The 13,105-nt window shown below is 65.3% G+C and carries 15 protein-coding genes; 13 read left to right on the top strand and 2 right to left on the bottom strand.

Annotated elements, in window-relative coordinates; genetic code table 11:
• The 5 genes from VMS96_09005 to VMS96_08985 all read left to right on the top strand — a co-directional run.
• A partial coding sequence (locus VMS96_09005; GenBank protein HVP43561.1) for a PilN domain-containing protein occupies nucleotides 1-492 on the top strand: 492 nt, incomplete at its 5' end.
• Entirely contained in the window at nucleotides 492-1,028 is a 537-nt protein-coding gene (locus tag VMS96_09000; protein ID HVP43560.1) for a GspMb/PilO family protein, read from the top strand. The genes VMS96_09005 and VMS96_09000, both read left to right, overlap by 1 nt.
• Entirely contained in the window at nucleotides 1,025-1,603 is a 579-nt protein-coding gene (locus VMS96_08995) for a hypothetical protein (GenBank protein HVP43559.1), read from the top strand. Before VMS96_09000 ends, VMS96_08995 begins: the two co-directional genes overlap by 4 nt.
• Before the next feature lie 101 nt (nucleotides 1,604-1,704).
• Nucleotides 1,705-2,547, top strand: coding sequence for a hypothetical protein (locus VMS96_08990; GenBank protein ID HVP43558.1), 843 nt, complete (start codon nucleotides 1,705-1,707; stop codon nucleotides 2,545-2,547).
• 120 nt (nucleotides 2,548-2,667) lie between these two features.
• Nucleotides 2,668-3,714: a methyltransferase gene (locus VMS96_08985; protein ID HVP43557.1), complete on the top strand. Its 1,047-nt coding sequence runs from the start codon at nucleotides 2,668-2,670 to the stop codon at nucleotides 3,712-3,714.
• Between the two features lie 138 nt (nucleotides 3,715-3,852).
• Here VMS96_08985 and VMS96_08980 read toward each other — a convergent pair whose 3' ends face one another.
• Nucleotides 3,853-4,215 carry an iron-sulfur cluster assembly accessory protein gene (locus VMS96_08980; GenBank protein ID HVP43556.1) on the bottom strand — a complete coding sequence of 121 codons (363 nt, stop codon included), beginning with the start codon at nucleotides 4,213-4,215 and terminating at the stop codon, nucleotides 3,853-3,855.
• 316 nt (nucleotides 4,216-4,531) lie between these two features.
• Here VMS96_08980 and VMS96_08975 point away from each other — a divergent pair, with 316 nt between their 5' ends.
• The 4 genes from VMS96_08975 (at nucleotide 4,532) to VMS96_08960 (ending at nucleotide 8,144) form a co-directional block, all read left to right on the top strand.
• Entirely contained in the window at nucleotides 4,532-4,801 is a 270-nt protein-coding gene (locus tag VMS96_08975) for a hypothetical protein (GenBank protein ID HVP43555.1), read from the top strand.
• Between the two features lie 95 nt (nucleotides 4,802-4,896).
• On the top strand, nucleotides 4,897-5,799 hold the full coding sequence (dapA, locus tag VMS96_08970) for a 4-hydroxy-tetrahydrodipicolinate synthase (GenBank protein HVP43554.1): 903 nt from the start codon (nucleotides 4,897-4,899) through the stop codon (nucleotides 5,797-5,799).
• A 144-nt stretch (nucleotides 5,800-5,943) separates the two neighbouring features.
• Complete coding sequence (locus VMS96_08965; GenBank protein HVP43553.1) at nucleotides 5,944-6,780, top strand: 2,3,4,5-tetrahydropyridine-2,6-dicarboxylate N-succinyltransferase; 837 nt, start codon at nucleotides 5,944-5,946, stop codon at nucleotides 6,778-6,780.
• Entirely contained in the window at nucleotides 6,777-8,144 is a 1,368-nt protein-coding gene (locus tag VMS96_08960) for a cation:dicarboxylase symporter family transporter (protein ID HVP43552.1), read from the top strand. The genes VMS96_08965 and VMS96_08960 overlap by 4 nt, the downstream gene beginning before the upstream one ends.
• A gap of 165 nt (nucleotides 8,145-8,309) precedes the next feature.
• On the opposite strand, the gene VMS96_08955 is transcribed toward VMS96_08960, so the two are convergent.
• Complete coding sequence (locus VMS96_08955; GenBank protein HVP43551.1) at nucleotides 8,310-8,990, bottom strand: EcsC family protein; 681 nt, start codon at nucleotides 8,988-8,990, stop codon at nucleotides 8,310-8,312.
• 78 nt (nucleotides 8,991-9,068) lie between these two features.
• Between VMS96_08955 and VMS96_08950 the strand changes: the two genes are divergently transcribed.
• The 4 genes from VMS96_08950 to VMS96_08935 all read left to right on the top strand — a co-directional run.
• Nucleotides 9,069-10,739: a ribonuclease J gene (locus tag VMS96_08950; GenBank protein ID HVP43550.1), complete on the top strand. Its 1,671-nt coding sequence runs from the start codon at nucleotides 9,069-9,071 to the stop codon at nucleotides 10,737-10,739.
• A gap of 31 nt (nucleotides 10,740-10,770) precedes the next feature.
• Entirely contained in the window at nucleotides 10,771-11,751 is a 981-nt protein-coding gene (locus VMS96_08945) for a threonine/serine dehydratase (GenBank protein ID HVP43549.1), read from the top strand.
• A 23-nt stretch (nucleotides 11,752-11,774) separates the two neighbouring features.
• The gene (locus tag VMS96_08940; protein HVP43548.1) at nucleotides 11,775-12,710 is read left to right on the top strand and encodes a hypothetical protein; all 936 of its coding nucleotides are present in this window, start codon (nucleotides 11,775-11,777) and stop codon (nucleotides 12,708-12,710) included.
• A gap of 42 nt (nucleotides 12,711-12,752) precedes the next feature.
• Nucleotides 12,753-13,105: undecaprenyl-diphosphate phosphatase (locus tag VMS96_08935; protein HVP43547.1), on the top strand; the 353-nt coding region annotated here is incomplete at its 3' end.

The following is a 13,105-nucleotide window of genomic DNA, read 5'->3' as shown; positions in this document are numbered from 1 at the left end:
GTGACGAGCGCGCGCACCATCGGCCAACAGACCGCCAAGCTCCGCGATCGGATCGCCGAGCTCGACCGGCAGAGAGAGGCCGCCCAGGAACTGCTCAACCGTCCCGGGAACCGCGAGACCCGCGACCGCTCCCGCTTCCTCAACGCGCAGCTCGCCCGCAAGGCCTTCTCCTGGACCCAGGTCTTCGCCGACCTGGAGAAGATCATCCCCGCGCACGTGCACGTGCTGGCCATCGTGCCCGGCATCACCGAGGACAATCAGATCCAGGTCGCCATGCGGGTCGAGGCCGACTCGCGCGAGAAATCGATCGAGCTCATCCGCCGGCTGGAAGAATCCAAGACCTTCCGCCAGCCGCAGATGAAGAGCGAGGCTTCGCAGACCGCCACCAGCGGCGGCCGGCCCGGCGTTGCCTTTGAGATCGTGGCTTTTTATACGCCGCGCGTGCCGCCCGTGCCCGAACCCAAGGCTGCCGGCCATGGAGGCCTGCACTGATGCCCGACCTTGGCGCGCGCCGCCGCACGCTGCGGACCGTGATCGTCATCCTGGCCGTGCTCGACCTGGCGGCCATCGTGTACCTGCTCTCCCCGCTTTCCCAGTCGCGCGCCCAGCGCCAAGCGGAGCGTGACCGCGTGCAGCAGCAGTTGCAGGTGCGCGAGCGCGAGGCCGCGCCGCTCAAGAACCTCGACCAGAAACTTGCGGTGGCGCGCGGCGAGATCTCCGACTTCTATGAGCATCGCTTCGCCGGCGAGTATTCCGCCATCGCCGAGGAGGTCGGCAAGGTCGCCAGGGAAAACAACGTCCGCATCTCGCTCGCCAAGTATGGCGCCGAAGAGGCTGAGAGCCCCGGACTTCAGCGGGTCAAGATCGAAGCCGGTATCGACGGCGATTACGTGAACATCGTCAAGTTCATCAACGCGCTCGAGCGCGACAAGCTGTTCTTCATCATCGACAGCGTCGCCCTCACCGAACAGCAGGGCGGCACCGTAAAGCTGGTGGTGCAGCTCGAGGCCTATTTGAAGACCGCATGAGAGTGGGCAGCGAAGACCGGCAAAGATTGATCGCCGCCATCGTCCTGATGGTGGTGGCGGCCATCGCCGTCTTCTACGTGTTCTTCCGCCCGGAGACTCCGGCGCCCGCCGTGGCCACGAAGTCCCCCGCGCCGGCGGTGAAGGGCCGGCCCGGCAGACGCGCCCCGGTCGCCGCCGTCACCGCCGCGGAAAGCCTGGACCCGACGCTTCGCCTCGGGCTGCTGCGCTCCAGCGAAGGCGTCAATTACGAAGGCGCCGGGCGCAACATCTTCCGCGCCCAGGCGGATGAGCCCCTGCCCAAGCCCACGACCCCGCCACTCAAAGACGACAAGACGCTGCCGAAACCGCCTCCCGGTCCGCCACCGCCCCCGCCCATCAACCTGAAGTTCTACGGCTTCGCCAACACGCCCGGGGGGAGCGGCAAGAAGGTCTTCCTATCTGAAGGCGACACCATCTTCATCGCCGGCGAGGGCGACGTGGTCAACCGCCGGTACAAGGTGGTAAAGATCGGCCAGAGCTCGGTCGAGATCGAGGACCTGCTCAACAACAACAAGCAGACCATCCCCCTCACCTGACCTTGTACCCTGGCGGGTAGAATGGAGCTAGTACCAAGTACCCAGTACCAGGTACCAGGTGCCCTGGACTCGGTCTTGCTTGGTACTGTACTTGGTACTTCATGAGGGTGAGCCCCCATTTCCGCCGCCACCACCGGGCCCAGCAGGGATACATGCTGCTGGTCATCGTGATGATGCTGACCGTGGCCCTGATCGCGCTCACCGCCATGGCGCCCTACGAAGTCACCCAGATCAGGCGCGACCGTGAGGACGAGCTCATCCACCGCGGCAAGTCCTACCAGCGGGGCATCAAGCTGTTTTACAAGCGCTTCGGGCGCTACCCGATGACCATGGCCGAACTCCAGGACACCCAGAACATCCGCTTCATCCGGAAGCTGTACAAAGACCCGTTGTCGCCCGACGGCGAGTGGCGCATCATCCACCTGGGCGAGGCCAAGTATCCGCCCAAAGGATTCGGCTATAGCAACATTCCCGGAGCGCAAGCGATCGGGACACCCATCGGCGGCGGCCCGGCGGGGACGGCGGGACCAGCGCCCAGCGCCGGGCTCACGGCACTTGGCGGTGGCCAAGGAGCAGTGCTTCCCGGCGGCGTGAGCGGCATCCTCGGCGGCCCGTCTTCCCCGGGCGGCCAGACCGGCCAGCTCGGTAGCAACATTCCCAGCACCGGCGGCATGACTCCGGCCTCCCAGATGAGCTCGCCACTGGGCGGAGGACCGACCATCGGGGCGCCCATCATCGGCGTGGCCAGCACCAACACGTCGGACTCCATCCACGAGGTCAACGAGCGCAAGAAGTACAACGAGTGGGAGTTCTTCTACGACCCGCGCTACGACCTGGCCGCCCAGATGCCGGTGGCTCCCGGAGCCGTCCCCGGCCTGGGCCAGCCCGGCCAGCCCGGACGCAGCGGCTTCGGCCAGCCGGGCGGCCCCGGACGCAAGCCCTAGCTCTTCCACCGCCGTCGTCGTCATCAAATTGTTCACCGCGGACTCGGAGGAATCCACGTCGGATTTTGCCGGGGGGAAGACTCTCCGTGTACACTTGCCAGCAACTTGGTGAGGTGAAGGATGGCCAGCACAATCACGGAAACGTCTGCCCCCTCGACAACCGCCCTCCAGCAGCGCCTGATGCAGGCTGCCAACGGCTTCGTGCTGTCCGCGTGCCTTCACGTGGCTGCGAGATTGAACATTGCGGACCGGCTGGCTGGCGGGCCGCGTCCAGTGAAGGCTTTGGCGGCGGAGACGGAGAGCAACGCCGATGCGCTCTACCGGGTACTGCGTGCGCTGGTAAGCATTGGTATCTTCTCCGAACCGCAGCCGCGCATCATCGCCCTTTCTCCCGCGGCCGAACTGCTGCGCAGCGATGTCGCGGGAAACGTCCACGACCTGGTGCTCTGGGGCGCAAACCCGTTCCTCATGCACGTCACCAGCGACCTGCTGCACTCCGTGCAGACCGGCAAGCCGGCCGTCGAGCATCTCTACGGCAAACCTGCCTTCGAGTGCTTCGCCTCCATGCCCGAGGTCAGCTACGCCTTCAATGAGGGGATGACGGCCATCAGCGCCGACCTCGCTCCGGCGGTGCTCGAGGCCTACGACTTTTCCGGCGTGGGGACGTTGATGGATGTGGCCGGCGGGCACGGCTACTTCCTCTGCCAGGCGTTGCGACGGTACCCGCAGATGAAAGGCATTCTGCTGGACCAGCCCAGCGTGGTGGAGGGTGCCAAGTGCGTGCTGTGCGAAATGCGGGTGGAAGAGCGCTGTCAGCCCATCGGGGGCGACTTCTTTGAGCACATTCCCGCCGGCGCCGACGCCTATTTCATGCAGCACATCATCCACGACTGGAAGGACGAGCTGGCGCTGAAGATCCTGGGCAACGTGCGCCAGGCCCTCGCAGGACGCCCCCACGGCCGCCTGATCCTGGTTGACATGGTCATGCCCGAGGATTCGAGGCCGCACCCCGCCAAGCTGCTTGATCTGCTGATGCTCATGTTCCCTGGCGGGCGCGAACGCACGGAGGCGGAGTGGCGCGACCTGCTCGCCACGGCGGGTTTCACCATCACCCGGATCGTGCCCACCAAGGCGCCCGACAGCGTGATCGAGGCTGCAATCGTTTAGGTCGAAGCGTGGCTATCCGCCGCCCAGCCCAGGTGGCTTGCAGGACAGTGGACACAACGAGAGCGAGGCAAAGCAAAGGCCTCGCCGGCAGACGAGGCTTTGAAGGATGCCCTGACGGGCGCCTCTATCGATGTCTCATCAGACGCTGAAGGAGGAGCCGCAGCCGCAGGTGCTCTTGACGTTGGGGTTCTCGAACTTGAAGCCCGCGCCTTCCAGGGTTTCCACGTAGTCCACGGTGCAGCCATTGAGGTACATGGCGCTGGTAGCGTCCACGTAGATCTTCAGACCCTCGATGTCGAAGGTCTTGTCCATCATGCCGGCGGAATTCTCGAAGGACATGGAGTAAGAGAAGCCGGAGCAGCCGCCGCCGACCACGCCGATGCGCAGACCTGCGGGAACCGGGTTCTGCTGGGCCATGATCTCCTTGACCTTGGCGACAGCATTCGGGGTCAACGACACCGGGAACTTGGTTCCGGTGGTCGGGGTCGTGGTGGTGGCCATGTGTCAGTCTCCTTGTGGACTAGCTTATCCAGATTATAGCAAGGCTGCCCGGAAACCGGGTCGGGTCAACCATTTAGATGTTGGAGCCCGGGCTTTGGTCGCGCCACCGGGATATCATCCGGTCAATGGGCAGTCTTGGGTTTCCCTGGTGCGGCCCTGTCGGCGCGGCTGAAGCCACGCCAACAAAAGCTGGTGTGACCTTGCGTCCGGGTTGCGGACGGGGTCTATAATCTCGGGCAGGCCGCTGACCCGCGAGTGACCTTGCGACCTGTGGGCCCGTGACCCAGCAAAGCGGTAACAGCTGTGGAGGTGACGGATGACTCCGCTGGCGATTCTTGCGATCGTATGGGGCGTGGTGACCGCTGTCCTGGTCCTCCTGCTCATCTACCGCTCGACCCTCACCATGCACGAAGCCGATCAGCTGTTCCTGGACGACGCCGAATCGCACATGCAGAAGGAACAGACGGAACTGCTGGAGAAGATGCACCGGTTGCAGCCGATGGTCCGTCTGTTCGGCGCCGCATCGGGCTTCCTGATCCTGGTGATGGCCGGCTGGTTCGTCTGGGACATCTTCAGCCACCTCTAACCCGGCTTCTCGCCACGCGGGCAACGGTCGCCTTCCCAGGCAAGGCTGCGTGTTTCCCTGCCCGCGGGGCCGGTTTGTTCTAGAATGGCCCGATCATGAAACTACGCGGTTGCGGTACAGCCATCGTCACTCCCTTCAAGAATGACGGCGCGGTGGACGAACCCGCGCTGCGCTCGCTGGTCGCCTGGCAGGTGGAGTCGAAGATCGACTTCCTGGTGCCCTGCGGCACGACGGGCGAGACGCCCACGCTGACCCGCGACGAATGGCTGCGGGTGATCGAGACGACCATCGAGGTGGCCGGCGGGCGCGTGCCCATCGTGGCCGGCGCCACCTCGAACAACACCCGCGAGGCGGTGGAGCGGGCCAGGGAGGTCGCGCGGCTGCGCGGGGTAGACGCTATCCTGACCGCGTCGCCTTACTACAACAAGCCGACCCAGGAGGGCCAGTACCAGCACTTCAAGGCCATCGCCGAGGCCGTGGACAAGCCCCTGGTGCTGTACAACGTCCCGGGGCGCACGGGAGCGAACATCGAGCCGGCGACGCTGGCGCGCCTGGCGCAGATCCCCAACATCGTGGCGATCAAGGAAGCCAGCGGGAACATGTCGCAGATCGCCGACGTGTGCAACGTGGTGCCGGAGGATTTTCTGGTCTTTTCCGGGGACGACGCCGTGACCCTGCCGGTGATCTCGCTGGGCGGGGTGGGGATCATCTCGGTCTGCTCCAACGAGATCCCCAAGGAGATGGCGGAGCTGACGCGGGCGGCGCTGGCCGGGGACTGGGAGAAGGCGCGCAAGCTGCACCGCCGTTACCTGCCGCTGATGCAGGCCAACTTCCTGGAGTCGAATCCCATGCCGGTGAAAGCCGTTCTGGCGATGATGGGTCGCATCGGTGAGAACTACCGGCTGCCGCTGGTACCGGTGAAGAAAGAGACCCGCGCCAAGCTGGAGAAGATCGCGGTCGAGCTGGCACTGCTGGCCGGAGTGGGCGCGGCAAGATAGTTCAGAGTGCAGAGTACAGAGTGCAGAGAAGCCGGGCGAAGACGCCCGGCTTTCTTTTTGCGCACGAAATGGATGACGCCGCCGACGCAGCGGCGGCGGGAAAGAACTTCGACGGCTTCCACGCCTCGGCTATACTGCCGCGCAGTGAAAGAGCTGATCGCGGACATCGAGCGGCTGTCGGGGCTGGGAGCCCAGGCCCGGGGCGATACCGACGCCCACCGCATCTTCAATGACTTCCGCATGGCCCTGACCCGGGGCGAGGTCCGCGCCGCCCACAAGAAAGAGGGCAAGTGGGTGGTGAACGCCTGGGTCAAGAAAGGAATCCTGCTCGGTTTTCTGCTCGGCGAGCTGGCGGAGATGGGCGACCCGTCGGGGCTGACCTTCGTGGACAAGGACACCTTCCCGGCGCGCCGTTTCCGGCTGAAAGACGCGGTCCGGGTGGTGCCGGGCGGCTCGTCGGCAAGGCTGGGAGCGTACATCGCGCCCACGGTGATCTGCATGCCACCGATGTTCATCAACGTCGGCGCCTACGTGGACGAAGCCACCATGATCGACTCCCACGCCCTGGTCGGGTCCTGCGCCCAGGTCGGGCGCCAGGTGCACCTGAGTGCGGCGGCGCAGGTGGGCGGGGTGCTCGAGCCGGTGAATGCCGCGCCCGTGATCATCGAGGACCAGGTGCTGGTGGGCGGCAATTGCGGCATCTACGAAGGGACGCTGGTGCGCGCGCGGGCAGTCCTGGGCGCCGGCGTCATCCTGACCCGCTCCACACCGGTCTATGACCTGGTGCGGGGCGAAGTGTATCGCGCCACCGAGACGCATCCTCTGGAGATCCCGGAAGGAGCGGTAGTGGTGCCCGGGTCGCGCGCCATCCAGAAGGGCAAGGCGACGGAGTGGGGGCTGTCGCTGTACACGCCGGTGATCGTGAAGTATCGCGACGAGAAGACGGAGCGCGGGATCTCGCTGGAGGAACTGCTGCGGTGAGCCGCAGGCTCCTGGTCGTTGCGCTGGCGCTCGTATTTCTGGCCGCCGTCGCCAATCTTGCCCACTTATCGACCCCAGTCCCGAGCACCACCCGCTGGCTGGCGATCGTCGCGCTGATCGCCTATGCCGCCTTCCGCCGCTCGCTGACCACCTGGATCTTTGTCGCCATGATCGCCGGCGCGGAGGTCGGACACGACTTGCCGCAGTATTCCGACGCCCTGAAGGTCGTGGGGCAGATCTTCATCCGGCTCATCAAGGTCATCATCGCGCCGTTGCTGTTCGGGACCCTGGTGAGCGGCATCGCCGGGCACGCCGACCTGAAAAAGGTCGGGCGGATGGGCATCAAGGCAATCGTCTATTTCGAGCTGGTGACGACGGTGGCGCTGTTCATCGGGTTGGCGGCCATCAACCTCAGCCAGGCGGGAGCGGGTGCGAAGATCGGCGCCTCGGCCCCGGCCGCGGAGCTGCCGGTGGCGAAGCTGAGCGCCTCCGAGGTGATCCTGCACGTCTTTCCCGAGAACATCGCCAAGTCGGTGGCCGAGAACCAGGTGCTGCAGGTGGTGGTGTTCGCGATCCTGTTCGGCATCGCCCTGGCGATGGTGAACGAGCAAAAGCGCAAGCCGATGTTGGCCTTCACCGAGAGCCTGTCGGAGGTGATGTTCAAGTTCACCAACCTCGTGATGCTGTTCGCGCCGTTCGGCATCTTCGGGGCGGTGGCCTACACGGTGGGACACACCGGCATCGGGATCGTAGCCAGCCTGGCCAAGGTGATCGCGACCCTGTACGTCGCGCTGGTCGTCTTCCTCGGTGGGGTGCTTCTGCCCATCGCGCTGCTGGCGCGGGTCCCGGTGCGGCGGTTCGCGCGTGCGGTGGCGGAACCGGCGTCGATCGCCTTCGCGACCTCGACCTCTGAGGCCGCCCTACCCCGCGCCATGGAGCAGATGGAGGCCTTCGGGGTGCCGCGTCCGATCGTCGCCTTCGTGATGCCCACGGGTTACAGCTTCAACCTGGACGGCAGCACGCTGTACCTCTCGGTGGCCTCGATCTACGTCGCCCAGGCGGGAGGCATGCACCTGTCGCTGGGGCAGCAACTGGTCTTGATGCTCACGCTGATGCTGACCAGCAAGGGAGTGGCCGGGGTGTCGCGGGCGTCGCTCGTCATCTTGATGGCGACGGCGGCCTCGTTCGGACTGCCCAGCGAGCCGGTGTTCGTGCTGCTGGGCATCGACCCCATCATGGACATGGCGCGCACCGCGGTGAACGTCATCGGGAACTGCCTGGCGACCGCGGTGATCGCCCGCTGGGAGGGCGAACTGGGAACGGCACACCCGTCGCCGGCAGTGCTTCAGGGCGCGGCACAGTAGTTTTTCACCGCCGAGCACGCAGAGAACGCCGAGGAAATACCGGCCACGGATGGGTACGGATATTCACGGATCTGAGATCAAACAGGAAATCCGGGTGATCCGTGTGCATCCGTGGTTCAGCCTTTTCTTTGATTCTCTGCGTTCTCGGCGATCTCCGCGGTTAAATCAGGTGGATGGCAGCTGCAGGGGTTCGGACACGGCAAGCAACTGCTGGCGCTGGCGCAGGCGCAGGTGCTTCTCGCGGAAGTGGGCGCGGGCGCGCTCGCCCCAGACGCGCACAAAATAGTAATTGAGGCCCGCGCCGATGGCGGCGCTAAGCAGCGGGATCAGGCGGCCGGTCCATTTCTCTACGAACTCGGCGCTGGCCTGGGCGGCGATGCGCCGGATCACCCGGGGCACGAAGCGGTTGACGATCTGTTTCTCCACCAGCTCGCGGCTGATGTCCACGCCCGCTGCGCTGGCCATCGCCACCCACAGTTCGGCCACCTCCTCGTCGGTGTTGAATTCGAAGCCGTAGATGAGGCTGAGCTTCTGCACTGTACGCAGGGTGATGGCAGCCAGGATGCCCATGTCGGGGACGATGGTCAGCAAGCCGCCCAGCCCCATGCCGGCGCCTTCGACGGCGGCGATCTTCATGCCGGCGCGGATGGTCTGTTCGGCTATGCCCTCCACCGTCTCCAGCGGCAGCGTGGCCATCCCACGGAAAGTCGAGATGGGCAGGCCGTGGGCCCCCTGCAACTGAAAGAGGAAGTGCGCGGGATCGACGCGCACGGTCTCGTAGGCGCGGACCAGGCTGCCGCGGATCACATTCTCCAGACGACGGGAAAGCCAGCCAGGCGAGGACATCGTCATCAGTGTAACGCGGCCCGCGCGAGGGCGGGCGGGCTACTTTGTCCCGCGCTGTGCTAGCATCAAAGATTCTTTATGCCTGCTGGGAAACTCCATATCGTGCCGCTCGGCGGCCTGGGCGAGTTCGGGATGAACTGCATGGCCCTGCGCTGGGGTGACGACATCATCGTCATCGACGCCGGCCTGATGTTCCCCGAAGCTGAGCTGCTGGGCGTGGACATCGTTGTCCCCGACATCACCTACCTGTTGGAGAACCGCGACAAGGTGCGGGCCATCGTCCTCACCCACGGGCACGAGGACCACATCGGCGCCCTGCCCTGGATCCTCAGCGAGCTGAATGTGCCGGTGTACGGCACCGAATTCACCCTGGCCTACGTCGAGAACAAGCTGGAAGAGCACGGGCTGCTGGACAACGCATTCCTCGAGGACATCCGGGCGGGCGAGCGGATCACCATCGGGCCATTCGTCATCAATCCCATCCAGGTGACGCACAGCCTGGTGGACTGCGTGTCGCTGGCTATCCACACGCCGCTTGGGGTCATCATCCACACCGGCGACTTCAAGGTGGATCCGACGCCTACCGACAACCGGCTCTTCGACCTGCACACCTTCGCCGAATACGGCAAGACGGGCGTGCTGGCGCTGTTCCAGGACTCCACCAACGTGGAGCGCCCGGGCTACACCCCCAGCGAGCGAGCGGTGCGTCGCAAGTTCGACGAGGTGTACCTGCGGGCGGACCGGCGGCTGTTCATCGCGTGCTTCTCGTCTTCCATCCACCGCATCAAGGTGGCGATCGAGATGGCGGTCGAGCACGCCCGCAAGGTGGCGCTCATCGGCCGCTCGATGAACGAATCCGCCGAGATCGCCATGGACCTCGGGTACCTCGATATCCCCGACGGCACCCTCATCCACGGCGGCCAAGTCAAGGATTTCGCGCCCGACAAGGTTTGTGTGCTGATCAGCGGCACGCAGGGCGAGCCCATGTCGGCGCTGTCGCGGGCTGCGGTGGACAACCACAAGCACGCCAAGATCGAGAAGGGCGACACCGTGGTGCTGTCGTCGCGCATCATCCCCGGCAACGAGAAGAGCATCTACCGCATGATTGACCACCTCTTCCGCCGCGAGGCGCTGGTGGTCTATGAGGACGGCACCTATCCGCCGGTGCACGTCAGCGGACACGCCAGCCAGGAAGAGCTCAAGCTCATCATCAACCTGGTGAAGCCGAAATACTTCATCCCCATCCACGGGGAGTACCGGCAACTGCGGCGCCACTGCGAGCTAGCAAAGACCATGCACGGCGCGGTGGGCAGCGTCATGCTGCTGGAGTCGGGGGAGATCCTGGAATTCGACGAACTGGGCGCGCGCAAGATCGGGAAGACCACCGTGGGCCGCGTGTGCATCGATTCCGGCTCGATGGGCGACGTGGTCGAGGACCTCATCATCAAGGACCGCCGGGCGCTGAGCGAAGACGGCATCGTGCTCCCCATCATCGCCATCAACAAGCTGACCGGAAAAGTGGAACGCACCCCGGAGATCGTAATGCGCGGCTTCGCCGCCGGGGGCGCGGAGAATGGCTTCCTGGTGGAGGCGCGGAACGTCATCCTCAAGACCCTGGACGGATCCAGCGAAGAGGAAAAGGGCGACTATGGCGTGATCAAGGAGAAGATCCGCGCCGACCTGAAGCGCTACATCTCCAAGAACACGCAGCGCCGGCCCCTGATCATGCCGGTGATCCTGGAAATCTAGCTCATCGTCCATAGCGCATAGCTCATAGTCGATGGTCACACTTGAAGACATTCGGGCGGCGCAGAAGCGCATCAAGGGCGTGGCGGTGCGGACGCCGCTGATTCCCTGCCCCCACGGCGATCCGCAGCGCAAGCTTTACTTCAAGGCGGAGAGCCTGCAGCCCATCGGCGCGTTCAAGATCCGGGGCGCGTACAACAAGATCGCCGCGTTGCCCGAGGCCGAGCGGCGGCGCGGGGTCATCACCTACTCCAGCGGCAACCACGCCCAGGGCGTGGCTTACGGCGCGCGGGAGGTCGGCATCAAGGCCGTGGTCGTGATGCCTGCTAACACGCCCAAGACCAAGATCGAGGCCACGCGAGCGCTGGGCGCGGAAGTCGTGTTCGTGGGGCCGGCCAGCAGCGAGCGCCAGGCCAAGGCGGAAGAGCTGGCGGCAGAACATGGATACGCCATCATCCCGCCGTATAACGACGAGTACATCATCGCCGGACAGGGCACCGCCGGCCTGGAGATCCTGGAGGACTTGCCCGACGTCGAATGCGTGCTGGCGCCGGTGAGCGGGGGCGGGTTGCTGGGCGGTATCGCGACCGCGATCAAGCTCAGCCGGCCCGAGGTGAAAGTGGTCGGCTGCGAGCCCGAGCTTTCCGCCGACGCCCAGGAAAGCCTGCGCACCGGCCACCTGGTGACCTGGGCCGCCGAGAAGACCACGCGCACCATCTGCGACGGGCTGCGCACCCAGAGCCTGGGGCCGCTGAATTTCGAGCACATCAAGCGCTACGTGGACGACATCGTCACCGTCAGCGAGGACGAGATCCGCGAAGCCATGCGCCGCCTGGCGCTGAACGCCCACCTGGTGGCCGAGCCCAGTGGAGCCGTTCCGTTCGCAGCCTTCCTCTTCCGCGCCGACCAGCTCCCGAAGGCGCGCCGCTCGGTGGCCGTCATCAGCGGCGGCAACGTCGAGCCGGCGTTGCTGGCCGAGGTCCTGCAGGGCGCGGCCGTCCCCGCGCATCCTTAAGCGCAGTGTAGAATCCTGCTTCTATGTTCTCCCGCTGTTCGAAGATCTCAGCTCTGCTTGCCATGTTCGCGGTCGCCCTGACGGCCACGGCTGGCGACCGCGGTTACAACCTGCGTGTGGCGAACCTGTATGTCGCCCCGGACACTACTTCGGCCAAGATGGAAGAACTCCAGCGCGGGCACGAACTCACGCTCGTGCCCGGGGGAGGGCCTCCGGGATGGCTGCACGTCCTGCCCACACTGAAAGGCGGGCGCGAGGTCAGCGGCTGGGTGCTGGAGAAGGGCGTGGTCTTCGCCAAGACGCCGAACGGAGACCGCATCCTGTTCGGAGAGGCAGTGGATTCCGAGGCTGAGGCCAGCCGCCGCCACGGACGCAAGGGCGCCGACCTCGATGCCATGCGCTTGTATTACGCGGTGTACGACCTGTTCCCCAATTCCCCGTTAGCCGGCGAAGCGCTCTATCGGGCTGCCGACGTCAGGTGGCAGATCGATTACGACGACACGTTCTCGCGGCCGTCGGCCAAGGAGATGGACCCCAGCCTGCGCACGCCCATCGACGAAGGGATGATGAAGCTGGTGATGAAGAAGTTCCCGGGCACGAAGTGGGCCGACCTCGCTGCCTATCACCTGCTCGACAACAAGATCTGCGGCGAATGGCTCGGGCTGCCCAAGTGCCCCGAGAAGGAAACTGAGCTGTACGAGAGATATGCCTCCGAGCATCCGCAGTCGCCGGCCGCGCCCGAGGCTCTGTACAAGGCGGCGTGGCGGCAGGCGGCGCTGGTCGAGATCTATCGCAGCGACCACCAGGAGGGAAAGTCCGCGGCCGCCAGGCAGAAGGCGATCGCTCTGGCGCAGAAGGTGGCATCGGCCTATCCGCAGTCGGACTGGGGAGCACGCGCCCAGCGGCTGGCCTTCCTGGTGGAGCAGGGCGTGATCCTGTACAGCAATGCAGTGGAGTAGTAGCTAGTAGCGAGTAGCTGGTAGCTAGGGGGACTGGGGGAATTGAACGAATACTTGCTGGCACTGATCCTGGGAATCATTGAAGGACTCACCGAGTTTCTCCCCGTCAGCTCGACCGCGCACCTGCGGATCGCGGAGGCCCTGCTGGGGATTAGCCTCTCCAGCGGCTACTGGAAGATGTTCACCATCGTCATCCAGCTCGGAGCCATCCTTTGCCTTCCCTTCTACTTTCGGTCGCGGATCGCGAAGTTCCTGTCCACGTTCCCGCGGGGGGAGCGGGGCGAGCGCAATGCGCTGACCCATCCGGTCGGCCTGACCCTCGTCGCCTTCGTGTTCACCGCCGTGCCCTCGCTGCTGATGACCAAGATCATCGGCAAGCACTTGGAGAGCCTGTT

The organism is Terriglobales bacterium, from assembly GCA_035543055.1.
Lineage (GTDB): Bacteria > Acidobacteriota > Terriglobia > Terriglobales > Acidobacteriaceae > JAIQFD01.
This window is presented reverse-complemented; position numbering and strand designations above follow the sequence as displayed.